The organism is Anaerolineales bacterium, from assembly GCA_037382465.1.
GTDB lineage: Bacteria > Chloroflexota > Anaerolineae > Anaerolineales > E44-bin32 > WVZH01.
Map to the genome: position 1 here is coordinate 17614 of JARRPX010000032.1, position 26219 is coordinate 43832.

22 protein-coding genes are annotated in these 26219 nt (G+C 58.5%); 2 read left to right on the forward strand and 20 right to left on the reverse strand.

The genetic code is table 11. The features are described from left to right. Positions 1-21: 21 nt before the first annotated feature. The 19 genes from npdG to P8Z34_09760 all read right to left on the reverse strand — a co-directional run bounded on the left by npdG (position 22) and on the right by P8Z34_09760 (position 23685). Complete coding sequence (gene npdG / locus P8Z34_09670) at positions 22-684, reverse strand: NADPH-dependent F420 reductase (protein MEJ2550938.1); 663 nt, start codon at positions 682-684, stop codon at positions 22-24. 30 nt (positions 685-714) lie between these two features. After that, on the reverse strand, positions 715-2088 hold the full coding sequence (gene ssnA, locus P8Z34_09675) for a putative aminohydrolase SsnA (GenBank protein MEJ2550939.1): 1374 nt from the start codon (positions 2086-2088) through the stop codon (positions 715-717). Between the two features lie 459 nt (positions 2089-2547). Continuing rightward, entirely contained in the window at positions 2548-3969 is a 1422-nt protein-coding gene (gene hydA, locus P8Z34_09680; protein MEJ2550940.1) for a dihydropyrimidinase, read from the reverse strand. A gap of 54 nt (positions 3970-4023) precedes the next feature. Further along, positions 4024-4527, reverse strand: coding sequence for a hypothetical protein (locus P8Z34_09685; GenBank protein MEJ2550941.1), 504 nt, complete (start codon positions 4525-4527; stop codon positions 4024-4026). A gap of 69 nt (positions 4528-4596) precedes the next feature. After that, a complete protein-coding gene (locus tag P8Z34_09690; protein MEJ2550942.1) occupies positions 4597-6060 on the reverse strand; it encodes a pyridoxal-phosphate dependent enzyme in 1464 nt (487 codons plus the stop codon). A gap of 24 nt (positions 6061-6084) precedes the next feature. Further along, a complete protein-coding gene (locus tag P8Z34_09695; GenBank protein ID MEJ2550943.1) occupies positions 6085-7038 on the reverse strand; it encodes a glycosyltransferase family 2 protein in 954 nt (317 codons plus the stop codon). Between the two features lie 16 nt (positions 7039-7054). Further along, a complete protein-coding gene (thrC, locus tag P8Z34_09700) occupies positions 7055-8323 on the reverse strand; it encodes a threonine synthase (GenBank protein MEJ2550944.1) in 1269 nt (422 codons plus the stop codon). A 1-nt stretch (position 8324) separates the two neighbouring features. Continuing rightward, positions 8325-9314, reverse strand: a complete 990-nt coding sequence (locus tag P8Z34_09705; protein ID MEJ2550945.1) for an ABC transporter permease — start codon at positions 9312-9314, stop codon at positions 8325-8327. Further along, a complete protein-coding gene (locus P8Z34_09710; GenBank protein MEJ2550946.1) occupies positions 9307-10368 on the reverse strand; it encodes an ABC transporter permease in 1062 nt (353 codons plus the stop codon). Before P8Z34_09710 ends, P8Z34_09705 begins: the two co-directional genes overlap by 8 nt. After that, positions 10368-11831 carry an ATP-binding cassette domain-containing protein gene (locus P8Z34_09715; protein MEJ2550947.1) on the reverse strand — a complete coding sequence of 488 codons (1464 nt, stop codon included), beginning with the start codon at positions 11829-11831 and terminating at the stop codon, positions 10368-10370. Before P8Z34_09715 ends, P8Z34_09710 begins: the two co-directional genes overlap by 1 nt. A gap of 33 nt (positions 11832-11864) precedes the next feature. Continuing rightward, positions 11865-13040 carry a BMP family ABC transporter substrate-binding protein gene (locus tag P8Z34_09720; GenBank protein ID MEJ2550948.1) on the reverse strand — a complete coding sequence of 392 codons (1176 nt, stop codon included), beginning with the start codon at positions 13038-13040 and terminating at the stop codon, positions 11865-11867. A gap of 105 nt (positions 13041-13145) precedes the next feature. After that, positions 13146-14105 (reverse strand): carbamate kinase, encoded by a 960-nt coding sequence (arcC, locus tag P8Z34_09725; GenBank protein ID MEJ2550949.1) that lies wholly within the window; start codon positions 14103-14105, stop codon positions 13146-13148. A gap of 14 nt (positions 14106-14119) precedes the next feature. Beyond that, entirely contained in the window at positions 14120-15100 is a 981-nt protein-coding gene (locus P8Z34_09730; GenBank protein ID MEJ2550950.1) for an ornithine carbamoyltransferase, read from the reverse strand. Between the two features lie 74 nt (positions 15101-15174). After that, the gene (gene pyrB / locus P8Z34_09735; protein ID MEJ2550951.1) at positions 15175-16128 is read right to left on the reverse strand and encodes an aspartate carbamoyltransferase; all 954 of its coding nucleotides are present in this window, start codon (positions 16126-16128) and stop codon (positions 15175-15177) included. A gap of 80 nt (positions 16129-16208) precedes the next feature. After that, positions 16209-17003, reverse strand: a complete 795-nt coding sequence (locus P8Z34_09740) for a GntR family transcriptional regulator (protein ID MEJ2550952.1) — start codon at positions 17001-17003, stop codon at positions 16209-16211. An 8-nt stretch (positions 17004-17011) separates the two neighbouring features. Then, a complete protein-coding gene (ade, locus tag P8Z34_09745; protein MEJ2550953.1) occupies positions 17012-18811 on the reverse strand; it encodes an adenine deaminase in 1800 nt (599 codons plus the stop codon). Positions 18812-18840: 29 nt separating this feature from the next. Next, a complete protein-coding gene (locus tag P8Z34_09750) occupies positions 18841-20220 on the reverse strand; it encodes an 8-oxoguanine deaminase (GenBank protein ID MEJ2550954.1) in 1380 nt (459 codons plus the stop codon). Between the two features lie 180 nt (positions 20221-20400). Further along, complete coding sequence (gene folD, locus P8Z34_09755) at positions 20401-21279, reverse strand: bifunctional methylenetetrahydrofolate dehydrogenase/methenyltetrahydrofolate cyclohydrolase FolD (GenBank protein MEJ2550955.1); 879 nt, start codon at positions 21277-21279, stop codon at positions 20401-20403. A gap of 327 nt (positions 21280-21606) precedes the next feature. Then, on the reverse strand, positions 21607-23685 hold the full coding sequence (locus tag P8Z34_09760) for a protein kinase (protein ID MEJ2550956.1): 2079 nt from the start codon (positions 23683-23685) through the stop codon (positions 21607-21609). A gap of 383 nt (positions 23686-24068) precedes the next feature. Between P8Z34_09760 and P8Z34_09765 the strand changes: the two genes are divergently transcribed. Both P8Z34_09765 and P8Z34_09770 read left to right on the forward strand, forming a co-directional pair. Next, the gene (locus P8Z34_09765) at positions 24069-24992 is read left to right on the forward strand and encodes a DUF2817 domain-containing protein (protein MEJ2550957.1); all 924 of its coding nucleotides are present in this window, start codon (positions 24069-24071) and stop codon (positions 24990-24992) included. A 264-nt stretch (positions 24993-25256) separates the two neighbouring features. Next, a complete protein-coding gene (locus P8Z34_09770; protein MEJ2550958.1) occupies positions 25257-25823 on the forward strand; it encodes an iron-sulfur cluster assembly accessory protein in 567 nt (188 codons plus the stop codon). Positions 25824-25907: 84 nt separating this feature from the next. Here the strand turns inward: P8Z34_09770 and P8Z34_09775 are convergent, their stop codons facing one another. Beyond that, entirely contained in the window at positions 25908-26210 is a 303-nt protein-coding gene (locus P8Z34_09775; protein MEJ2550959.1) for a hypothetical protein, read from the reverse strand. Positions 26211-26219 lie beyond the last annotated feature (9 nt).

The window sequence follows — 26219 nt, forward strand, 5'->3', positions numbered from 1 at the left end:
CATTCTATGCAACTTGGATCTTCAATTGCCCGTGATACGAAAACCCGAATTGGTCATCTTGTAACGTTTGTTGATACCCAGCAACACGGAAGTCAATCCCTCCACCACGGCCGCATTGGGAAGCGGACCGGCATCCCAACCCACCAAACCGGCGGACTTCACCAATTCGAGCACCTGTTGACGCGCCGCTTCGTTGTTTCCACACACGAGCACATCGCAAGGCACGGGACCATCCCTGCGCAGATATACGTGGGATATGTTCTGAAACGCCGTAACCACGTGGCAGGCGTCGCCTAGAATTTCCTGCGCTTCCTGCCCTGCGCTCCCGGCAGAGGGCATCTTTGCCACGTCGATATGAGCCGGATCGAGGGGCACGGTCACGTCGATCAGCACCTTGTCCTTCAATAGGTCTTTCAACGACTCAAGGGTCGGCCTGTGCGCTTTGTAGGGAACCGTAAGCACGCCGATGTCGCATCTCGAGGCCGCTTCCCCGTTCTCCCTTCCGGCGATCAATTCCTCTCCGAGACGCTCGTTCAACTCCGCAGCCACACGCTTCGCTTTGTCGGCCGTCCGCGAGCCGATGATCACGTGGTAGCCGGCTTTCGCCCAACGGAGGGCCAATCCCTGGCCTTCGTTGCCGGTTCCCCCGAATATTCCCAATGTCAAGATCAATCGATCGGTCATGCCCCCTCCTTTGTGTGATGGTATCGGCGTTCAATCCGGCGGCACGTAAGATTGGTAACGCTGCCACACGCCGGGCGACAATTCCCGCGCCCGAGCCGAAATTGCCGGCCCGTCGAGCGTGAGCAGTTCTCGATCCTTCATCAGAATTTTACCGGCGACGATCGTCGTCGTCACCATCGAATCCCGGAAACCGAAGAGGATGTGCCAGGGCAGGTTCCCCGCCGTCAACGGCGTGACGGCGTGATAGTCGACGAAGATGAGATCCGCGTGTGCCCCGGGGACGATCTGCCCGATGGGTGAATCGGTAAAGAAGACCCCCGCCAGATCGGCGTTGTTGCGAACTGCCATTTCGATGAGCACTTCACCGGACATCCTGCGGGGGTCGCGATTCCAGACCTTGTGCAGCAGGTAGGCGGTCTTCCACTCTTCCCACATGGCGTTCGAAAAACCGTCGTTCCCCAGGCCGACGCGCACGCCGGCGCGCATCAGTCCTTCGACGTCCGCGGCGCCCACACCGTTGTTCATGTTCGAGCGCGGTTGATGCGTCACCCAGGTGCCGCTTTCGGCCAGCAGCTCGATTTCGTGGGGATCGACGTGAATGGCGTGCGCGGCGATGGTCCGCTTTCCCAGGATGTCGTGCTCGTGCAGCCGCTCCACGACCCGCATCTGCGACTTCGCCAGGCTGTCCTCTTCGTCGGCTTCGTGTTCTGCGACGTGAATGTGAAATCCCGTATCCTGTGCAGCAGCATTTCGACAAGCGTCGAGGGTCTCCTCGGAAAGAGTCAGGCTGGCGTGCAATCCGAACGTGGCGGCGATTCGCCCCTCGGCGATGTTTTCATTTTTACAACGCGCGATGAAACGCCGATTTTCCTCGATGCCCGCTCGGGCTTTCTGTTCCCCGTCGCGATCCGTGACTTCGTAGCAGAGTACGGCTCGCAGCCCGGCTTCGTCAACAGCTCCGGCGATGGCATCGAGTGAACCCTCGATGGCGTTGGGTGAGGCGTGGTGATCGATGAGGGTCGTCGTGCCGTGGCGGATCGCATCCAGCAGGCAGACCTGGGCGGAGATGCGCACGTCTTCGCTGGTGAGCGATTTATCCAACGGCCACCACAGTTTCCGCAGGATTTCAGGGAAATCCCGCGGCGCTCGTCCCGGGATGGCCAGGCCGCGTGCGAAGGCGCTGTAGAAGTGGGTGTGTCCACAGATGTTGCCCGGCATCACGATTTGGCCGCGCGCATCCAGCTTTTCGACCTGTGTGCGGCGTGAAAGCAGCTCGCTATCCGGTCCCAGCTCGACGATCTTGCCGCCTTCGATCAGCAGCGCGTAGTCCTCGAGCAGCTGATTCGGTTCGTCCCAGGTAACGAGCCGTGCATTGTGGATCAACATCGCTTTATCTCGACCCATTTTCGCCATCCCAGCTTGATCGCTTGAGTCTCTTAGCGGTTCTTCGAGGTTTCGCAGATCGAGTGGCACTTTTCGACGAGCGAGGCTGCCCGACGCCGCTGGAAAGACTTACCGTCATACGACCCCCGATCTGAGGTAATAAAGATTCTAACATGCTGAAATTTTTGGAACAAGCGGTGTGTTTCTTGCCGGTTGCGGACATTCGTCCGCGACCGGTATCCGGCAGATTTGAATCTGCCTTTCTCTACCCGAAAGCGCCTCGAAGACCAACAGGCATATATCCGCCGACCATCGGCACCGGATACATATCCGGCGCCAGCGGAGGGTTATGCTGGTTGCGGACATTCGTCCGCGACCGGTATATGGCAGATTTGAATCTGCCTTTCCCCACCCGAAAGCGTCTCGAAGATCGACAGACACATATCTACCGCCAGCGGAAAGCTGCGAAATGGGGCAGCGCTAGATCACCTCGGCGCCGGCCTCCCGCTTCAAGAACCTCCCCATTCCGCGTTTGCCGTGCCATACGCCTTCATCGACGATCAACGTGCCGCGCAGGAAGACCTTCTCCGGATAGCCGGTCAATTCCCAGCCTTCGTACAGGTTGTAATCCGTGCGGTGCTGCGCGTAGGCCACGCCGTAAACAAGTTTCTTCCGTGGATCCCAGATCACTAAATCAGCATCCGAACCGGGCGCAAGCGCCCCTTTTGTGGGATAGAGCCCGAAGATCTTCGCCGCGTGCGTGCTCGTCAGGGCGACGAATTCGTTGGGCGTGATCTTTCCCGCTCCGACGCCGGTAGTCCACAAGACCGGCATACGATCTCCGACACCGGGCAGCCCGTTGGGTATCTTGGTGAAATCATCTGCACCCAGCTCCTTGCCGGGAATGGCGACGCTTTGCCCTTCGTATTCGATGGCTTTCCTTCCATTAAAGAAGAAGGGACAATGGTCGGTCCCCAGGGTCTGGATGCTGCCGTCTTCCAATCCCCCCCACAAGGCGGCGTTGTCCGCTGCGCTGCGCATCGGCGGCGAACAGATCCACTTGGCGCCGTCCTCGCGCTGCAGATCTTCCTTGGTGAAAAAGAGATACGGCGGGCAGGTCTCGGCCATCACGTGCGCGCCGCGTTCCCGTCCGTAGCGAATTTGATCCAGGCCGCCGGCGGTGTTCAGATGAACCACGTACAACGCGGCGTCCGCCTGCTCAGCCAGCGCGATTCCGCGCAGCACCGACTCCACTGCGCCCCAGGCCGGACGCGTGCGCGCGTGCCAGATCGGTTTCTTATGGCCGGCTGCCAGCGCTTCCGCGGTTAAAATCTCGATCACGTCCCCGTTCTCAGCGTGCAGCATGGACAACATGCCGTGCTCCGCCGCCACGCGCATCACCTGAAAGATTTCCCCGTCCTGAAGGCGCAAACGCCCGTTGTAGGCCGTGAACATCTTTAAAGTAGAAATACCTTCTTCAAGAAGCAGGGGGATTTCGGCCAGGATGCGCTCGTCCAACTGCGTGATGTTCATGTGAAACCCGAAATCGATGGCTGCTTTCGGGTCCGCTTTCCGCCGCCACTCAGCGACCGAGCCCCGCAGCGAGCCGTTCTCCAGCGGCACGAAGTCCATCACCGTCGTCGTCCCGCCGAAAGCAGCCGCTTTGTGGCCGGTGTAGTGATCGTCCGAAGAGACGGTGTCGAACATGGGCAGATCGAAGTGCGTGTGCGGATCGATCCCGCCCGGCATGACGAGTTTGCCGGAGGCATCGAACACCTGCGCATCCGGTGCGTCGAGATTTTCGCCGATCTCGACGATCTTCTCGCCGTCGATCAACACGTCGGAAACGTAGCTCTCGCTTTCCGTGACCAGCGTTCCCGAACGAATCAACTTCAAGCCCATGTGGATACACTCCTTGTCGTGATTCTATCGCAATCGAAACACAGGACGAATAAATTATAGACGGGAATATCGATCCGGGCGGTGATCCACAGCAGACTCCGCGCGCTCACGCAGGATGCGCCACAAGCGATCGCGTTTGTTCGATGAGGGCACACGCAGCTGCTTCATTTCCGTAGCGGTCAGAAAGCGTTCGCCCGTCGTATACAGAAACGTGAAGCGGCGCCAACGCTCGGAACGGATGGGCTGGGACAACTGCGACAATACACCGAGTTGAATCTTGAAATAAGGTTCGTCGGCACGCGGGTGGTCGCTCTCCTCACGCAGCAGCTCATGCCGCGTTACCAACTCATGCCCCAGAACCGGTGCGACGTGGTGGATCGACCATTTCAGATCGCCAAAGGCGCTCGTCAGGTAGAAGGCGATCCAATCCACGCCCACCGTTTTGGGCGCCGTCTGCACCGGAATGCGGTACCAGCCCAACAGGCGGGCGATTTCGAGATCACGAGGGTCGTTCATCACGGCAACGAGGATTAAATCGTCGGGATAGATTTCTTCCATTTTGCCCCCTATGAAAAGAACGGTGTTCTATTGTAGCACGACGACGTGTGAAAAATGAATTCTACGGATCTACGCCAACAAACCCACCTTCTGGTTGAAATCCGCGATCAGCGTATCGATCTGCGGCACCAGCTCCTGAATCTCCGTCCAGTAATCGTCATCTTCCCATTGGGCAACGATCTCTTTGTAGGTCTTCCCCTGCTGTTCCACCCAGGTGTAGTACTTCAGGTTGTGCACGCGGCGCCGGTCGGTGTAGCGCAGCTCGAGTAAATGATCCGTCGTCAGGCCGAGCATGTAGCGTTCGTATGCCACGGCGGCATCGCACTCGGAATACTCCCCGAATTCGTCATGCATCTCACGCAGGCGGCTCTGATACAGCTCCATCGAGTCAGTGAACACCGTCAGTACGACATCCTGCGGGCCGAGTTCGTAGTATTTGGCGAACTTGACCGCCATGGTCAGGTTGGCGATGCTGGAAAAACCGAGTAAATCGAGCTGCGCCACGAGCTTGTCCGGGACGCCTCGATCCACGAGGTACTTCCTGCCCTCTTCTTCGTTGAAAAGACGCGCCAGATTGACGATCACGTTATCGTCCAGGTCGATCACCATGTCCGTGTTCTTCACGTCGTGAATCCAGGGCACGTGCTTGTCGCCGATGCCTTCGATGCGGTGGGCGCCGAAGCCGTTTTCCAACAGCGTCGGGCACTGCAGCGCTTCGCCGGCCGCGACCTTGCTGTCCGGGAATAGCTGCTTCAAGTAATCGCCGCAGGCGATCGTACCCGCCGAGCCCGTGGTCAGCACGACGCCGCGGTAGCGATCCTTCGAACCGAGTTCCCGCTCCAGGACTTCCTGCATGGCGTGCCCGGTGATCTCGTAATGCCACAGGTAGTTGCCGAACTCCTCGAACTGGTTGAAGATCACCAGATCCTCGCCGGACTGGCGCAGCTCCCAGCATTTATCGAAGATTTCCTTGACGTTCGATTCGCTCCCCGGCGTCTTGATCACTTCGCCGGCCACACTGGCCAACCAGTCGAAACGCTCCTTGCTCATGCCTTCCGGCAGGATGGCCACGGACTCACATGCCAACAGCGTCGAATCATAGGCCCCACCGCGGCAGTAATTCCCGGTCGAAGGCCAGACGGCCTTCTGCGTCGTGGGATCGAACTGCCCCGTCACCAGCCGCGGCACCAGGCAGCCGAAGGCCGCGCCGACTTTGTGCGCGCCGGTCGGGAACCATTTACCCACCAGGGCGATGATGCGTGCATCGACCCCCGTCAGGCTTTTGGGCAGTTCCAGCGTGTTCACACCGTCGAATCCGCCGCCCTTCGGCTGCGGATCGTTCTTCCAGGTGATGCGGAACAGATTCTGTGGGACGATGTCCCACAAGCCGATACCCTTCAATTCCTTCTTGATCCGCTCGGGCATCAAGTCCGGATTCTTCATCATGGCGAACGTGGGAATGACGATGTTGCGCTCCCGTGCACGTTCGATCGTTCTCGCCAGGCTTTCTTCATGAACCGTTAGATCGATCATGTCCTCGACTTCTCCTTTTACCGGCTACTTCTCACCCTCGTCCGGAGCCTGGCGTACGATGTACAGCGGGCGGTCACGCGCCTCGTCGTACAAACGCCCCAGGTATTCCCCGATGATGCCCAGTGAAATCAACTGTACGCCGCCCAGAAAGAGCACGGCGATCAAGGTCGTAGCCTGGCCGAAAAAAGCCTGGTTTCCCGCCAGGCGCAGCGCGATCACGACGGGAATCGCCAGCGCGCTCACACCGGCACAAACGAATCCAATGTAAGTCGCCAATTGAAGCGGGAAGTAGGAGAAACTGGTGATGGCGTTGATCGCCAGGCGGAACATCTTGCTGAAGGGATACTTGGTCTCTCCCGCAAAACGAGCGGCACGTTCGTAGGGCACGCCGATCTGGCGGAAACCGACCCAGACGGTCATGCCCCGCGGGAAACGGTGCTTCTCGCGCATGCGGTTCAGGGTATTCACGACTTTGCGGTCCAGCAAACGGAAATCGCCGGCGTCGAGGGGCAGATTAACGTCGGTGATGCGGTTGATCAGGCGGTAGAAAATCGAAGCGGTCAATTTTTTAAACAGGGTCTCGCCCTGCCGGCGTTCCCGCACGGCGTAGACGACCTCGTATCCCTGGCGCCATTTGTCGATCAAGTCGGGGATCACTTCCGGCGGATCCTGCAGGTCGGCGTCCATCACGATCACCGCCGCCCCCCGGCTGTAATCCAAACCGGCGGTCAGCGCGATCTGATGGCCGAAATTGCGGGCGAAGATCACCGGGCGCACGTGCGCGTCCTCTTCGGCCAGGGATTGCATCACTTCCGTGGAGCCGTCCGTGCTGCCGTCATCCACGAGTACGAGCTCCCAGGCCGCGCCCAACGAATCCATCGCCTTGTGCACGCGCTGATAGAGCTCGGGCAGGGATTCGACTTCGTTGTACACAGGCACTGCGATCGTGTAGGTCACAGACTCCCCGCTTTTCGTCACGCGCCCCTCTCCTTCCCTACGCGGCATCCAAAACCCGCCTTAATTCTCCAAGATCGGGTTGAATGACCACGGGTTCGCCTGCAGCCTGCATGGCTGCGGGAATGTCCTTCAGACCGTTGCCTGTGTTGAGTACCACGATGCGGTCCCGGGAATCGACCAAACCCTGCGCCACGGCTTGCACCAAACCGGCGTACGCCGTCGCTCCGGCGGGTTCGGCGAACACACCCGCCTGGCGGGCGAGATCGCGCATTGCAGCCAGAATGGCCTCGTCCGGCACGGCGACAAACGCTCCACCGGTCTGCGTGGCGGCGCGCAGGGCGCGCAGGCCGTCGCGCGGCAGATCCACCGAGATGCTGTCCGCCAGAGTGTCGGCTTTTACGGGCTCGATGGATTCCGTGCCCCGTTTGAAAGCGTTGAAGATCGCCGCCGATCCCCGGGATTGCACTCCGAAAATGCGGGGAATCTCTTCCACCCAGCCCAAAGAAAGCAAATCCTTGAAACCCTTGTGCAATCCCGAAATGATGTTGCCGTCACCGACGGAGACGAAGACCGCATCCGGCGGCTGCCAAACCTGCGCATCCATCGATCCATTCACGATCGTAAGTTGTTCACAGATCTCGAAAGCCGCGGTCTTCTTGCCTTCCGCCGTGAACGGATTGTAACCCGTATTGCGGCAGTACCAATCGAAGGCTTTCGAAGCCTCCAGGCTGAGGTCGAAGGCCTCGTCGTACGTGCCGTCGACGAGAATCACGCGGGCGCCAAAAATCAGTAACTGCGCCACTTTGGCCTTGGGGGCGTTCTTCGGCGCGAGAATCACCGCCGGCATGCCGACCGCCGCCGCCATGCCCGCCAACGCCGCACCGGCGTTGCCCGTCGAAGCGGTGATCACGACATCTGCGCCGATGGCTTCCGCCCGCGCAATGACCACGGCGCTGGCCCGGTCTTTAAATGAAGCGGTGGGGTTGCGTCCGTCGTCTTTCAGCCACAGATCGTGCAAATCAAGCTGCTCTGCCAGGCGCCGAGGTCGAAAAAGCGGGGTCCAGCCAGCCGCACGCAGCGGTGTGCCGGTGTGATCCGGATCACCGACCGGCAGCAGCGGCAAATAACGCCAGAACGATTCGTCGCGCGATGCCATGATCTTGGCGGGATTCGTCGCCTCACGGATGGCCGTTTCGTCGAGCAGGACGTCCAGATTGCCGCCGTCCTGCGGACAGGTGTAGGTGACCTCGCCTTCAGCATATTCCTGGCCACAAATCGAACAGCGGTAGCCTCGAAAGCCGCCCAAGTTACTCTCCCTGAGATTCGGGTGTGGAAAATGCCACACCCAGCGCTGCTGGCGGACGCACGCGCAGCAAGCGCCGCAGTCGCGGTTGAACGCGGCGCGGCATGATCAGCACCAATCGCTCGGTCACGTCGCTGCCCACCAGAAGCAGGACGACGATCATCAGCAGCCACGGTGTTGCGTTGAAAGCCACGACGGACACCTCCGGAAAACGGCGCTGCAGCGCGGCCGCCAGCGCCTTGCTGGCGCCGAAGAGCAGCGAACCGACCGCCCCGCGTATGGGGGACCAGCCGCCGAAGATCACGATCGCCAGGGCGATCCAGCCCAGTCCGCGCGTGTGGCCTTCGCTCCATCCCAACTTGATATCGAGTGAGTACGCCGCGCCGGCAATGCCGACCAGTCCGCCGCCAATCATGGCGTACACGTAGCGCAGGCGGTTGACGTCGACGCCGCGCGCGAAACCGGATTCCGGCCGTTCGCCGGCACTGCGCAAACGCAAACCCGGCTGCGTGCGGAACAGCCACCACCACGTCACACCGATCAGCAAGAAGGCGAAGTAAACTACCGGATCGTGATCGAAGAAAATCGGGCCGAGGATGGGAATGTCCTTGAGGAATGGAATTCCCAGGTGGTGTACACTTTCGCCGGGGATACGGGTGTAATTCTGCCCCAGGAAAGCACTCAATTCATCCCCGAGCAGCGTGAGCACGAAACCCACCGCGAATTGATCCTTGCGCAGACGGATCGATCCGAAGGCGATGATCCAGGCGAAAAACGCCCCCACGAGTGCCGCGGCGAGAAAACCTACCCACACGCTCCCGCTGAGCAAGCCCGCCACGAAGCCCGTCATGGCTGAAAGCAGCATGGTGCCGTCGAGCGAGAGATTGACCACGCCCACCCGCTCGCCGATGGTCTCGCCGCACACGGCGATGATCAACGGCGTGGACTGCAGCACGATGGAAGACAGAATCCGAACCAGCTCGGTGTCATTCATCTTCTTCCACCTCGAGCGTTTTCTGGGAAGGAAGTTTCAGTGAACGGGTGCCGGAAAACAAGAGCACGAACAAGACCATCACGCCGGTGAGAATGCCTCCCAGGGAGGAATGCAGCTGGGTACGCAGCTGCAGGGTGATGGATCCGTTGAGAACGGCGGAGAAAAAGTAGGCGATGAAAGGCGTGAGCAGGATGCGCGTGGCGCTGAGCATAACGACCAACAGCGCAAGGTATCCGATACCGCCCGAAATGCTTTGTCGTAAACTATCGAACCAGCTCAAAACCCGAACCGAGCCGCCCAATCCTGCAAAAGCGCCGCAGATCATCATGGCCAGGATCGTCTCACGCTCGCTCGATACCCCCAGGATGAAAGCCGAGCGGGGATTCTTGCCCAGCGCTTTCAGCCGCAGCCCCCACTTGGTTCCACGCAGCACGAAATAGATCAATGCGATCACGACCAGGGTCATGATCACGGATAACGGGCTGAGTCGTGAATCCCGATACAGCGGCAGCAGGGCTTTCGCTTGAAACGGATCGGTGCCCCGGAACGTCCCGCCTTCCGGCGGCTGCCAGGGGCCTGAAATCAAGTAATTGGTAAATATGATGGCGAGATTATTCAGCGCCAGGCCGCCAAAAATCTCGTGCACTTTCCCGCGCGTCTTGAGCAGCGCTGTGATGCCCGCCCACAACGCACCCGCCGCCATGGCGAGCGACAACTCGAGGATCAAGAGTATCGGCCGGGGCGCATCGATCCGCAACGCTACCCAGCTCGCAGCGACTGCGCCCATGATGATCTGGCCTTCCACGCCGATGTTCCACAATCCGGCGGTAAAGGTCAGGATCAGTCCGGCGGAAGCGAGCGCCAAAGGCACCCAGAAGGCCGTGACGCTCAACACTTTGGTCGAATCCCCAAAGGCGCCCAAAAGCATGGCCCCGAAGCCGTCCATCGGGGAGACGCCAAAGAGGAGCAGGAGCAGACTCGTCACGAGCAACGAGGCAATAATGGCAATCGATACGACGATCCAATTGGGGAGATGCCATCGAATCCGGCGCATCACTCTCCCCCGATCAAATAGCCGAGTTCGTCCGCCGTGGTCTCGTCCGCCTTCACGATACGCGACATCGCACCTCCTGAAAACGCAACAATGCGATCGCTGCGTTCGACCAGTTCGTCCAGATCGGCGGATATGAAGAGAACCGCCGTGCCCGTTTCGACGCGCTGGTATAGAAGCTGCCAGATCCAATCCGCTGAACGGACGTCGAGGCCGCGCGTGGGATGTTCCATCAACAGCAGCTTCAAATCATCCCGCAGCATGGCAAACAGCGAGCGTTGTTGATTGCCGCCGGACAGCGTTTCCACAAACGAGTTCACCTGTCCCACAACTTCGTAGCGTTGAATGCGCGCCTCGGTCTCCCGTTCATAATGGCGCCAGTCGATCAAGAATCCGGGCATGGGATTGGACAAGGCGATGTGCTCCATTAAACTCAAGCCGGCGATGAGCCCCTCCTCCAACCTTCCGGCCGGAAGATATGCCACACCGGCTTGCAGCATTTTTCGATAGGGCCAGCGAGTTACGTCTCGTTGATCGAAAATGATCCTGCCGGCGGAGACGGGCATCAACCCCGCACAGGCCTGCAGGATCAATCGCTGGCCGCTGCCTTCCAGTCCCGCTAAACCAAACACCTCGCCATCACGGATGTTCAGGTCGACGTTCCCGACTTGAAGGCGATCGCCTTCGACTTCGACGTTCTGCAGCTGCAGGAGGGCACTCCCATCGCGTGCGTACGATATACGCGAGCGGCGGGGCGGCAGTTCTTCGAACATCATTTCCACTAACTTTTGAGTCGGACAGGGAATGTCCGCCGAGCCGATCAGTTTGCCCCTGCGAAGTACAAAAACGTGGTCGCACAATTCCTGGATGTCGGACAGCTTGTGCGAAACCAGGATGACCGTTTTGATTTCCTCTTCGGCCAGGCGGCGCAGCGAAGCGAAAAGACTCTCCTTCTGCTCGGCGCTGATGCCGGTCGTCGGCTCATCGAGAATCAGAATTTCGGCGCCGAGTGCAAGAAGCCGCAGCATTTCAAGCTGCTGCCGTTCACCCAGAGAAAGGCTGTCGATGTAAGCATCGAAGTCGACGTGAAAGCCCATTCGATCCGCATTCTGGCACAGTTCATCTTCCGCGCGGGTATAATCCAGAACGACTCGTCGATCCCATCCCAACAGGTAATTCTCGATCACGCGCATGGCCGGAACGTCGAGTGGATCCTGATAGATCATGCCGATTCCCTGCAGAAGCGCATCCGAAGGAGATGAAAAGGCAACCTGTGTCGAATTTAATATGATGCGTCCATCGTCCGGGGGATGATAGCCTGATAATACTTTCATCAACGTGGACTTACCGGCACCGTTCTCTCCCAGCAGACCATAGATCTTGCCGGGTTGAAGCGTAAGGCTGATACCGTCGTTCGCCTTCACGTCTCCGAAATATTTGCGGATGCCTTCTAAAATGACTTCCATTTCCTGTCCCAATACGACGCTTTCCCGATTTTACTAGAGGAGAGCGACTTTCGAGTCGCTCTCCTCAGAAACTTCGCCATCCGCCAGATAAAGCGTGCCGTCCTGTAGATTCAGCGGGCCCTTCCACATGACGATGTCACCCGAAGCCATTCCGGCGATGAAATTATCCAGATTGGCCTTCATCTCGGCTGTCAAACCAGGTCCATCCACCCACCCGACGGGAGATTTATCTTTGTCGTTCAGATCCTGCCAGTAGGGGGGATTCCAGTCCCAGCTTTGAACCCAGGTACCGTCGATCACCGCCTGCGCGGTGGAAAGATACGAGGGACCCCAGTTGAAGTACGGTACGCCCAGGCAGATCTCCGGTTTTTCGTCGCAAGCGCCCTTGTAGTCATAAGGGATTGCCCAGACCCGCTCGCCTTGATCGGCGCGCTGGCCGGCGACGACGATGGCTTCCGTGGTGTCGATGCCGCTGAGGACCACGTCCACACCGCTGTCGAAGAATCCCGTCGTGACTTCCGTCGGATCCAGGGTCACGCCGGGGATGTTGAACCAGAATCCGATCCAGGTGACCGTGAATTCGAGGTCAGACGCGCTCATGCCCCGGTAATTCTCGTAGCAGTAGCGCGCGCCGAGATACGCCGAAGACGCCAGACGGCGGGTCTCGAAATTGATCAGGGGGCCTAGATAGGCGATCTTGCCCGAGTCCGTGGCGAGAGCGGCAGCGCAGCCGGCGATGGCTTTCATCGGCGGCATTTGCCCCATGAAATTGCCTTCGTTGGGCGGCGCGACTCCGGCATCCTGGCCTTCCGCCCAGGCATCGTCACCGGAGACACTGATGAAGGTTACATCGGGATATTTCTCCGCCGCACCCACGGTGTCCTCTTCGAACTCGTCCGAGGTGGTGAAGACCAATTGGGCGCCCTGGGCGACCATGTCGTCCACCACGCCTTCCAGCGTGGCTTCCGGTTTATCTGCCGGGTTGAGGCTTTCGAAGACGATCATGCGCGCACCGGGAAGATTCTGCTCTACATATAGCCCGCCTTCGTAATGCGCCTGGCTCCAACCGTGGTCGTTCTTGGGTCCGACCAGGATCACGCCGAAGACGAATTCCTTGGGAGCTTCCTCGGTGGCGCTAGCGCATGCCGCCAGAGCCAGTGAAAAGATAACGATCAACGCAATGAATTTCCACACTTTCGAAGTGTCCATGAAATCTCCTCCTGGATACAGTACGATCGAACAGACCATTTGAACGAGGGTTCGAATTGCTTTACGCTACCATCACCTCCCTTCGGCACCCAGATCGTAATTCGTTTATCCCAATCCGATGTGCGTTCCCGTTTGACCGGACAACGCTCGCTCGATGTTCTCCGGACTGGTAATGATGGCATCCGTGCCACCATGCTCGAGGAAATAGATGATCGACTTAATCTTGGGTTCCATACTTCCTTTGGCGAAATGCCCTTCGGCAAGGTACTTTTTCGCCTCATCGATGGTCATACGATCCAACCAACGTTGATCCGGTTTGCGGTAGTTCAAGGCAACCTTTTCCACGGAAGTGGATATCAACAGCAGATCGGCATGGATGTCGATGGCCAGCATCGCTGAAGCGAAATCCTTATCGATGACCGCCTCCACGCCGATCAGGTCGCCCGATTCCGTCTCGATGACCGGGATGCCGCCGCCGCCCACACCAATGATGACGAAGCCGGCATCGATCAGCGTTTGTATCGCATCACATTGTAATATCTTCTGGGGATACGGGGAGGGAACCACGCGCCGCCAGCCACGACCCGCATCTTCGACGATCGACCAGCCTTCCTTCTCGCTGCGCACGTGTGCCGTCTCGTGATCCATGAAAGAGCCGATGGGCTTCGTCGGATTTTGGAAGGCCGGATCTTCCGAGTCCACGAGGACTTCCGTCACTACCGTGGCCGCTCGTTTATCCATCCCGCGTCGGCGAAATTCATTATACAGCGCGATCTGGAACATGTATCCGATCGCGCCCTGCGTGTCCGCGCCGCAGTAATCCAGGGGAACGGGATGCAGCTCGTGCAAGGACAGCTCCGAACGGCGCTGGATGAATCCGACTTGCGGTCCGTTGCCGTGGGTGATCACGATTTCCCATCCCGATTCGATCATTCCTGCGATGTGGGTGACGGTTTCGGAAACAGCCGCAAGCTGGTCAGGCACCGTCTTGTGCTGTTTATCTTTGATCAGCGAGTTGCCACCCACTGCCAGAACAGCAACCATCTTGTCATCTTTGTTTGACATTTGGCCCTTTCCCACTAGCGCATGGTCAGCGCCATCACCGCCTTCTGGGCGTGCAGCCGGTTCTCGGCCTGGTCAAAAACGACACTCTGCGGCCCGTCGATGACGCCGTCGGTCACCTCGATGTTACGATCTGCCGGCAGGGGATGCATGTAGATCGCATCCGATTTGGCGAGACTCAATTTCTCCTCGTCCGTGATCCAACCCTGATACTTATCCTGCAGTCGCTTGCCCTGATCCGCATCGATCGTTGTCATCAGCGGACCCCACGATTTGGCGTAGACGATGTCTGCGTCCTTGAAGCCCTTTTTCATGTCGTCGACGATTTCGAAACCGGTCCCGTTAGCCTTCGCCAGCGCCTGGGCTTCCTGCACGATTTCGGGCATGAGTTCGAATTCGGGTGGATGAGCGAGTACGACGTCCAATCCAAAGCGGGGCATTTGTAAAATCAGCGACTGCGGAACGGATATAGGCTTTAGATAGGAGGCCGCATAGGCCCAGGAAACCACCATTTTCTTGCCGCGCAGCATATGCCCCTTCTTCTCGTAGATGGTCATCAAATCGGCGAGGCATTGGTGTGGGTGGTAAAGGTCGCACTGCATGTTGAGCACCGGTACGCGGGAGGCCTGCGCCACGTCGTTGATGTAGTGGTTGCCGACCTGCCAGTCAACGTGGCGAATGGCGATACCATCGAAGTAGCGCCCAAATATCGCCCCCATTTCCTTTTCCGTATCGCCGTGCGAGATCTGAGTCGTACGCGATTCGATGAACGCCGCATGTCCCCCCAGCTGCGCCATGCCGGCTTCGAACGAACCTCGTGTGCGCGTGCTGCTGAAGAAGAACAGCATCGCCAGCACTTTGTCGCGCAGATAGGCATGCGGTTCGCCCAAGGCCCGTTTTCGTTTCAGATCGAAAGCGACCTCGAGCACCGTCTCGACCTCTTCGCGACTGAAATCCAAATCCCCGATCAGGTCACGACCTCGAAGATCCGTTTGCATCGATCGACCCTCCTGCTTAAGTATCTGCCGGGATCGGCAGCCGGGAGAATGCGCCGACTGCCGTCATCTTTTCATTACTCCATCGCACCCAGGACGAGGGCCAACAACGCCATGCGCATGACGACACCGTTATAGGCCTCCGGCCAATAGCGCGCGTGCCGCGTGTCGTCGACCTCTTGCAGCAGTTCGTCCATTCTCGGTAAGGAGTGCAAAACGATCGAATCGGGTTTGGCTTTACGCATCAAGGCCTTCGTCACCTGGTAATTCGCCGGTGTACGGCCCACGTCGCCCTCACGCTCGTCCCGGCTCTTGGTGTAGTCCGGTTGAACGACGGGCTCCATGTAGATCACATCGGCGTCGGCGATCACCTCTTCGATGTGCTTCGCTTCACGATAATTCAGGCTGAGATCGTCCAGCTCGGCCTTGAATTCCTTGGTCAACGACATCTCGGGCGGGGAGATGTAGGTCGCTTCGATGTCGAACTGCGACATGGCGTAGCTCATGGAATGCATCGTGCGCATGCGCATGTCACCCACGAGGATGAAGTGCAGTCCGTCCAGCCGTCCCTTTTCTTTCCAAATGGTGTACAGGTCGGTCAAAACCTGCGTGGGATGCTCGCCCCAGCCGTCGCCGGCGTTGATCACGGGGACGCTCGCCCAGCGCGCCGCTTCCGCGGGCGCGCCTTGTTGGAAATGGCGCATCACGATCACATCGCCGTAATATTCCAACATGTGAACGGTATCCTTGATCGATTCCTGGTAGAAGTCGCCGGCGCGCGTCATCTTTGCATCGGAGAATCCGGTCACACTCCCACCCAGGCGCAGCATCGCCGCTTCGTGCGCCAAACGTGTGCGCGTGCTGGGCTGGTAGAAAGCCGTGACGAGTATTTTCTCGGCCAGGAGGTCGGATTTCTTGCGGTCCCGGGCGAATGGGGCGAGTCGATCGCACACATCGAACACCTGAAAATATTCATTACGTTCGAAACCCTTTAATGAAAGAATGTCCCGGCCAGCGAAACTGCGCATCATGCCACCTCCATAGTTAGATCGATCTCGAAGCAATCACGCTTCGTCCCTTGCTTGTAGGCTCGACGATCCAGACAACTCCCTCACCCACCCACGCGCCGGACGACGTGGAACTTGAACACGCCGGGCAGGGAATAGGTGAATGAGTGGTCGATCGCCTTTCCGTCTTTGGTGTACAGCCAGGCCTCCAGCACGAGCAGAACTTCCTTTCGGCTGATCTGCAGCCGGCGGGCGATGTCCGCCGGAGCGGAAATTGCCGTGATTGCGGTGCGCGAATGTCCCAGCAGCCATTCCCCACGCTTTAAAAAGATGTCGAGCACAGAACCCTGGAAATCGTCGCCGAGTACATCTTTCGGCAGGATGCTCCGCGGCACAATATCAATGAGATAACTGACCGGCCGGTTGCCGGTCTTTAGCACTCTCGATACTTCCACGACCGAATCCGCGTCGCCGATGCCAAAACGTTCCTTCTCGATTTCGGTCGGATTGCGTTCCTGGATCTCCAATCCGGACATCTCGATTTCCAGGTCGATGCGAGATGCCAGCGTAGCCACACTCTCCAGCACCTCCAGACCCGTGTCAATAACGGGAGGCAGATGGGAAACGTAGGTGCCGATTCCTTGCCGCCTGATGACCCGGCCGCGCTCTTCGAATGTGCGAATCGCTTCGCGCAGCGTCGCTCGAGAAACTCCGAGCTTCTTGGCCAGCTTTGGTTCAGAAGGAAGAAATGTACCTGGTTCCATCTTCGCCAGCATATCCCCAAGTGCGTCCGCCGTTTTTTGATACAACGGACGGCGATCCGACTTTCGCCGGCGAGTACCCTTCTTGGTTCGCTCTTTTTTCTGCCCCCTGCCTGACTTCCCAGTCTTGGATGCCATAGAAAATCCTATCCCGCCCCTTCGATGACGACCGGAATCAACTCGAATTTATTCACGTCCACCAGGCCCATGTCGGAGATACGCAGTTCGGGAATCACGACCAGGGCCAACAGACTGAGCTGCATGTTGGGGTTGTTCAAACTGCAGCCGCAGGTTTTGAACGCCCGCAGCACATTGGCCGCCTTTTCGGCTACGATTTCAGCTCGCTCGTCCGACATCAAACCCGCGATAGGCAGCTCGATCAGGGCGATCACCTCATGGTTGCACACGACGATCTGGCCGCCGCCGACGCGCGCCAATTCGTTCGCCGCCGTGGCCATGTCGGCTTCGTCCGTGCCGACGACGAGCATGTGATGCGAATCATGCGCTACCGTCGAACCGATGGCGCATGGCTTATCGAAGCCAAAACCCTGCACCAGTCCGACCTGCACCTCTCCCGTGCCGCGATGGCGCTCGACGAGCGCCACCTTGGCGAGATCGTTCTTAATATCGACCGGAATCTCGCCATCTTTTGCCCTGACTTCGAGAATGAGATGCCGGGTGGGCGCCTGATTCTCGACCACGCCGATCACGTTTGCAACGACCTTCCCATCTCGCGGAGAGGTAACTCGAAAATCCTGCGCTTCCAGCCGCCGTCCGAGAACGACCGAAGACTTGACCTCCTGCGGATACGGGAAAGCAGGCAGATCGACGGTCAATTCGCCATCCGCAGCCAAAGGCGTTCCCCTGGCTATGACCTGGTCGACCTGCATGGATGCGAGGTCACTCACGAGCAGAATATCGGCGTAGCGGCCGGGCGCAATCTGGCCGACGTCCGTGGCGACACCGAAATGCTCCGCCGTGTTCAGCGTGGCCATCTGGATCGCAGTCATCGGCTCCAGGCCCCGTTCGATGGCACGGCGCACGACGCGATCCATGTGCCCTTCCTGGACCAGCGTCTCGGAATGGCTGTCGTCTGTAACGAGCAGGAAATGGCGCGGATTTAGTCCTTTTTCGAGGATGGCGGGCACCTGCGCCGCCACGTCGTGCCAACCCGATCCGTAGCGCAGCATGGCCTTCATTCCCTGGCGTACACGGGCGACGGCGTCTTCGAGGCGCGTTCCCTCGTGATCGTCCTGCGCGCCGCCGGCGGCATACCCATGAAACGGAAGGCCGAGATCGGGTGAAGCGTAGTGTCCGCCGATGACCTTTCCTGCAAGACGCGTCACGGCCATTTCGTCGTGCATTTGCTTGTCGCTGAGGAAGACCCCGGGGAAATTCATCATTTCACCCAGGCCGATAATCCCCGGCCATTGCATCGCCTCGGCCACTTCGTCCGGTCCGATCTCTGCACCCGGTGTCTCCAACCCCGGCGCAGAGGGCACGCAGGATGGCATCTGCACCCAGACGTGGATGGGCTGTACGGCCGCCTCATCAACCATCAAACGCACGCCCTTCAACCCGAATACGTTGGCGATTTCATGCGGATCGACGAACATCCCCGTGGTTCCGTGTGGGATCACCGCGCGTACGAATTCGGTCACGGTCACCATGCCGGATTCCACGTGCATGTGCCCATCCAACAACCCCGGTACGAGAAAGCGCCCTTCGGCGTCGATGATTTCCGTGTCCGGCCCGATGGTGTGACTTGCGTCGGATCCGACGTACGCAATGCGCTCTCCGCGAACGGCCACGTCTGTGTTTTCCAGAATCTCACCCGACTGCACGCAGACCCAGCGACCGTTTCGGACCACGAGATCGGCTTTTTCGCGTCCCATGGCGACGTCGACCAGTCCGCGTGTCATCTCGCTCCACCTTTGTGCGTCCACGGCGTTCTCCTTGTTGGTACTCGAATGACTCAAGCGCCGTTTGCCAGGCGCTGGGCTGCACGGTTGTGCCGTTCGATCAGCGTTTCGATCTCCACCGGCAGCAGCTTCCCATCATACACGACTGGTTTCCCATGTACGTAGTTGAAATCGACCGGGACGGAGGCGCAAAGAACGGCGGCCGCCACGGGATCGTGCAGTGCGCCGGCGAATTCCACGCGCTCCAGATCGATGGCCACGAAATCGGCACACTTTCCGGATTCCAGCGAACCGACGTCGCTTCTCCCGAGTACCTTCGCACCGCCGATGGTGGCCAACTCGAGTGCTTGGCGTGCAGTCAGCAGATGTTTGGACCCGTCGATTTCAGGCGCAGCCGCCGAACCGACGCGGGAGAGCAAAAATGCCTGTCGGGCTTCAGCCAGCAAGTGCGAGCTGTCGTTGCTGGCCGAACCATCCACACCCAGGCCCACGGCGACGCCGGCAGAAAGGTAGCGCAGGACCGGCGCGATCCCGGAGGCCAGGCGCATGTTCGAAGACGGACAGTGGGCTACACCGATCTGCGAGCTGGCCATCCGCTCGACTTCGTCGGGATTGATGTGCACCGCATGGGCGAACCAGACGTCATCCCCGGACCAATCCAGTGCTTCGGCGTACGCCAGCGGCCGGTGTCCGAATTCGTCCAGGCAGAATCGCTCTTCGTCCAGCGTCTCGGCCAGATGCGTGTGCAGACGCACGCCGTAGGAACGGGCGATGCCGGCCGCATCACGCATGAGATCCGCGGTTACCGAAAAGGGCGAGCACGGTGCGACGACGATCTGCAGCATGGATCCCGGTTCCGCATCATGATAAGTCTCGATCAGACGCCGGGTGTCCTCCATGATGGCGTGCTCATCTTCCACCACGCTGTCGGGCGGCAGGCCTCCTTTGGATTCCCCGAGGCTCATCGAGCCGCGTGAAGCGTGCAGCCGCATGCCCATCTGTCGAGCGGCTTCGATCTCGTCGTCGAGGCGACATCCGTTGGGATAGATGTAGAGGTGATCCGAAGCCGTGGTGCAGCCGGAAAGCGCCAGCTCCGCCATCGCCAATTGGGTCGAGATGCGAATGTCCTCCGGCGTCAAACCGGCCCAAATCGGATAAAGCGTCTTGAGCCATTGGAAAAGATCCACATCCTGTGCGGCGGGGATCGCGCGTGTAAGGGTTTGATAGAAGTGGTGGTGGGTGTTGATCAAACCGGGAAGGACGAGATGGCCGTGCAGGTCGAGCACTTCATCCGCTTCCTGCGTGAAGGCCGCGCTCGGTCCGACATCTTCGATCCAGCCGTCGCGAATGAAGATGGCGCCTTGAGGAATCTCGCGCCGCTGGTCATCCATGGTCACGAGTACTGCGGCGTTTCTCACGAGCAGCGTTGCCATGCAACCTCCTCAATCCCGACACATCGAGTCTAACATTCTTAGTGCATTGGGTCAATTGTCAGACAATCAAAATAGGACACAGGAATTTCAACGAGAACCAAGGAACACTCGCGCCGTAATCCTGTCGAAAAAGAAAACGCCGCTCGAGATCGGCGGCGTTGGATTAACTACTTACCGCGATCAGGCGGCGCTTCGTTGCGCGGAACGCAGCGTGTTGTGCAGTAATCCGGCAATGGTCATGGGGCCCACACCGCCCGGCACGGGGGTGATCGCGCCGGCGACCTCTTTGGCTTCGTCGAACGCCACGTCCCCGACGAGGCGGTAGCCGCGCTTCGCACTGGGGTCATCCACGCGGTTGACGCCCACATCGATCACATAAGCACCTTTTTTGATCCAATCGCCCCTGATCATCTCTGGACGTCCGATCGCCGCAATGAGTACGTCCGCCCGCCGGCATACGTCGGGCAAATTCTGCGTGCGGGAATGGCAGATGGTAACCGTGGCGTTTTCTTTCACCAGCAGCAGCGCTGCCGGCATGCCCACGATGTTCGAACGGCCGACGACCACGGCCTCGGCGCCCTCCAGCTTCGCCCCCGATTTCTTTAGCAGTGTGATGCAGCCGGCCGGCGTACAGGGAACGAACAAGGGCTCACGTCCTTTCTGCGCCAGGCGGCCGATGTTGATCGGATGAAAACCATCCACGTCCTTCTCGATGCTGATGGCCCGCAGTATCGCTTCCTCATCCAACCCTGCCGGAAGCGGCAACTGCACCAAGATACCGTGCACTTCGGGATTGGCATTCAAATCCGTGACCAACTTCTCGACTTCCTCCTGCGACACGTCTGCGGGTAACGTATACCCAAAGGATTCGATGCCCAATTCCTCACAAGCCTTTCGTTTCATGCGCACGTAGGTTTGTGAGGCAGGGTCCTCTCCCACGATCACCGTCGCCAAACCGGGCCTGGTCGCCCCCGAGGCGACAAGATCATTTACGCCTTCAGCGACCTCCTGGCGTAACGCAGCTGCGATTGCCCTACCGTCTATGATCTTTGCTGTCATTTTATTCTCCCATTTCGGTCTTGAATTGCGCGATGCGCGATTTCGATTTCACATCGGAAAGGCTCCTGCGCGGGAACCTTTCGTCGGTCAGCAACAATGAGATTATGCCCCAAGCCTGCCGGGACTTCAAGAACAGAGTTCCAGACCCAACCTGACACCTTTCCTGATCCGTTCCGGAGCGAAGTCCCCTCTGAATGCGACATGCGATTACGGCCCAGGATAGGAATCTAAGGCTTCCAACACACAGGGCTTCGGACAGCCAGACGGCATCATCAAGATCGACCGGTTTTATTTCGTTTTCGAGGGATCTGCCGGATCGTAAGCGGGCTACGGTACCGGACGCCAGCTGGCGTCGAAATCGTAGGCCGGATCGGTCGTGATCTCCGCATAACCGCTACAGCTGGACGAGATCAACGCGATGTTGTGATTGGTGCCATCCGGCCACGTTTCGAACACAATCCAATTCCCATCGGGAGACCACTGCGGTTCCGCCATCGGCGCACCGCTCAACTTTCCTTCGACGCAGATGCGTGAATCTACGAAACCTAGGTCTTCGTAGCGTGCGGCGACGAGATAGGGCGGAGAATCCGGATTACGCCGTACAAACAGGAGAAATTGGCCGTCCTTGGACCAATCGGGGCTGGAATCATCTTTATACTCCCCGCGGCTGAATACACGCGCCTCACCGCCGGTAGCCGGGACGAACCAAATCGAACTTTCTCCTCCGCGTTCGGATTTAAACATGATCTCCTCACCCGTAGGAGACCAGGTCGGTTGGTAGTTGTATCCCAGATCATGGTTCACGTTCAATAAATCCCCGCTGCCGAGTTCGGTGACGTAGATCTGAGCCCGACCGTCTCGAAGGGACGTGAAAGCGATTCGCTTTCCGTCCGGCGACCAGGCAGGATCGAAATTTCCTGCAGGACCCAGCAGCAGCGGCTCCGGTGTGCCGACGTTTCCCGACACATCGAGGCTAATTAGCCAGATATTCGATCCAGGGTAGTCGTCTCGGTTCTTCAAGCAGGGGGTGATGAAAGCCAGCCGCATGCCGCTCGGATCCCAGGCCGGCTGGCAAGCCCCCTCCTCGAGATCGGTCAATTGGTGTTCGTCCGTTCCATCGAGGTTGATTAAATAGATTTGTGGTATGCCCGACTTGTCGGAGGCGTAGGCGATTTGCCCGACTCCACCGCCTGTTGGTGTGGCTGTCAGCAAGGCGGTCTCGGTCTCTGCAACGCGGGTAGCGTCCGCGCCGGACAACGAGCCCGTCTCTTCGACGGTTGGTGATGGCTCCAAAGACGCGACAGTCTCGCCACTTTCATCCGTCTGCGAGGGGTCGATCACCGTGCCCAGCGCGTTCGTGACCACGGGCTGCGTTCCATTTCCATTGAACAACTCGCCAAAGTTGGCGCCCATGTAGAGCATACCCGCGGCGATGATCACGGCCACAGAACCGAGCAGGATCGTTATCGGCAAGCGGCTGGGTTTCTCCCGTGTGGTGCGCAGGGAGTTCAACGTGTCATCCATGAGTCGCGACGTATCCGAATTGCGAACGGTGTCTTCAATACGCTGGAACGGCCGTACCACCGTGGCCTGGTTTGCCGTTCCCGATCCGCTGAGTGCGGATGCGAACGCGGCCACCGATTGATATCGATTTCGAGGCTTTACCTCCAACGCTTTTTCGATAACCCTGGCGACGGAAGGGGTGATATTGGGATTGATCTTCCGGATCGGCGTCAGATTCGAGTGCCCCATCGCCCGCTCGATGGCGTCCTCGGGAATGGTCGCCGTCAACGCAGCATACAACGTCGCCCCTAGAGAATAAACATCCGTGCGTGGATCTGTTCCACCCGTGCCGTATTGTTCGGGCGGGGAAAATCCGGGCGTCATCGCCTTGGCGCCCGTCGTCGTGGCGCCTCCCTTTTCGAAGAACTTGGCCAAGCCGAAATCGACCAGGATCGCTTTTCCGTTGGGCATGATCTTGATGTTGCCGGGCTTGATATCTCGATGCAGAATCGGTGGTTCTTGGCAGTGCAGATAGGAGAGCGCGTCGCTGATCTCGAGAAACCAGGGCAGCGCCTCTTTTTCCGATATGGGACCGTCCTTCTCGAGCCGTTCGCGGATATCGACCCCCTGGATGAAATCCATAACCAGGTACTGGCCTTCGCCTTCGATCACAAAGTGATCCGACACGCGAGGTAAATTGGGATGTCGGAGCCGGGCGAGGATTTGAGCTTCTCGTTCGAATTGCCGTTCGAATTCTTCGGTCGTGAATAGATTCTCTTTTACGGCGACTTCGACGCCCAAATTCAGATCAAAGGCTTTATAGACGGCACCCATTCCCCCTTGTCCAAGAACGCCGTCGATTCGATAACGACTTCGTAGTAATGATCCAATTTCGAGGGCCATGTAGATCTCAATTATTTCTCAAAATAAATATACATATTCCAAAGCTTCAAGCGTATTGTAGCCGATGGTGAAAGTTTTGACTACCGAGTATCGCCCAGAATCGGGTTTTGTAAAGAGATTGGAAGGTCGAACTCCGTAATGAACTGCCCGATCCGATTTCCGCAGGGGGACAAGCGTGAGCTCATCGAGCTGCTTCGAGGTCCAGGAACGCTCGAATGAGGTTCGGCAGTTCGCCTGCGTTCAACTGCCAACTCGCCTATTCGTACCGGACTTGGCAGAAACAGCAGCCGCAGGTAAAGTTATAGCCCGGACGTATATGCGTATTGGGGCGCGTGGAAAGCATGAGTTGGATGAGACGCTTTGGGGCCCACAGTCGAGTGACGATGCTTTACACGAGCGCGATCGCATCGGTCGCGTTGTTTATTTCTGCATGTGCTACCCTGGCTTCGATCCAATCCAAATCGAATAACATGTCGGTGAACGATGTGCAAAATACTACACCCAATGCACCGAACACGGTGACCTCCACGAGCGAACCAACCCAAACCCCCTCGCCGACATCAACCGCGACACCGCAGCCCAGCGGCACGCCTTCAGCGGTTGCTTTCTGGGACGGGCCGATCGTCATCGGGGAATCCGTCGCCGGCCGCCCGATCGAAGTTTATCGCTTCGGAAACGGACCCAGGAAGCTGTTGATCATCGGGGGCATTCACGGGGGTTACGAGTACAACACGATCGCACTCACGGAACAATTGATCGCGCTTGTGCGAGGCCGCCCCGAGTGGATCCCGGATGATGCTACCTTGTTCATACTTCGCTCCTTGAATCCGGATGGGGAAGCCCGCGCACAAGGCATTCATGGGCGCACGAACGAAAACGGAGTCGATTTGAACCGTAACTTTCCGGCGCAGTGGAAGCTGGAATGGCCCATCGATGGCTGCTGGCGCTACCTTCCCGTTACCGGCGGCCCATATCCGGCCTCCGAACCGGAAACCCTGGCGTTGATGCAGTTCCTCATCGACGAGAAAATCTTCGCGCTGATCAACTACCACAGCGCGGCGTTGGGAATCTTTCCCGGCGGCCAGCCGCCCGATGCAGCATCGATCAGTCTGGCGGAAGCTGTTGCAGCGGTGAGCGATTACCCCTACCCACCCGTCGACACGGGATGCCTGTTCACGGGCCAATTGATTGATTGGGCGTCGATGCAAGGCATCGCCGCGATCGACATCGAACTTGCCAATCACCGCGACTCCGACTTGAAAGTCAACCTTGAAATCCTGCACGTCTTCCTCCACTGGCAACCCTGAGTCCTCCCAATCTGGATGCGTCCCGGCAGCAGCAAACCACGAATCCCGTATGAAAAGTGACGGGCCTGCCGGCCTGGCGTGACGTCCTCCACCAGGACGCTCACCCCCGAATGTCTATGCTGAAGGAGATCCGTTTCAGACCTCAATCCGCTGACGTCAGTGGAACCACTGGGTTATAATTCTTAAAGACGTCGATTGCACTCGACGATCAAATGAATAACTTGTTTCATTGTTGAAACAGGGATTAAGAAAGGAAGAAGCAGCGTGATATCGGTAACAAAGGTCGCCAAAGAAAAAATCTTGGAAACGATGAAAGCAGAGGGCGGCGAAGGCATGTCCCTTCGACTTGCCGTTGACGGCAGAGGTCCCTTTGGATTTCATTATACGTTGGGGCTCGTGCCGCCGGAAGACCGCAAGCCGGACGATTCCGTCGTCGATCTCGATGATCTGCAAGTGTTGATCGATGCAGACAGCGCACCGAAATTGCAGGACTCGACGTTGGATTTCGTCGAGGACAACCTTCGCGGCGGCTTCAAGATCGACAACCCCAACCCGCTGTGGACAGATCCGCTGGCGCAGTCCGTTCAAGACGTGATCGACAACAAGGTCAATCCAGGCATCGCCGCGCACGGAGGTTTCGTGATTCTCCTGGACGTAAAAGATTCGACCGCCTACATTCAATTCGGCGGCGGCTGCCAGGGATGCCGGATGGTCGATGCGACGCTCAAGGGAGGAGTCGAAGCGACGATCCTCGAAGAGATTCCGCAGATCAAGCAAGTGCTGGACACGACGGATCACGCCGAAGGAAAGAATCCCTACTATCAGGGCTAATTCGGCATCCACAGGAACCATGTTAAAAGGAAAAACGCCCGAGGGAAAACATTCCTTCGGGCGTTTTGATGCCTCACGAGATGTTTACGGGCTTACTGCGCCATGCCCGAATTGACCGTTGAGCAGCTCCGGCCGCTCCTTGATCTTGGGCCACAGTTCCTTCACGAAGTATTTCGGACCACGCCAGCGGAAGTCCGCCCACAACCGCGGGGGTTGAAGGTAGCGCGAGATGAGATACATCACAGCGCGCATCGACTGGCATTCATCGTCACTCAAGGCCTCACCGTTCGCATAACGTTCGATGAGTTCTAAACCTCGATCCCCTTTATACTCGTTGTGCACGATACCCTCCTCTACCGCTGCAAATACTTCTTCGCGCTTTCGCATACCTACCCA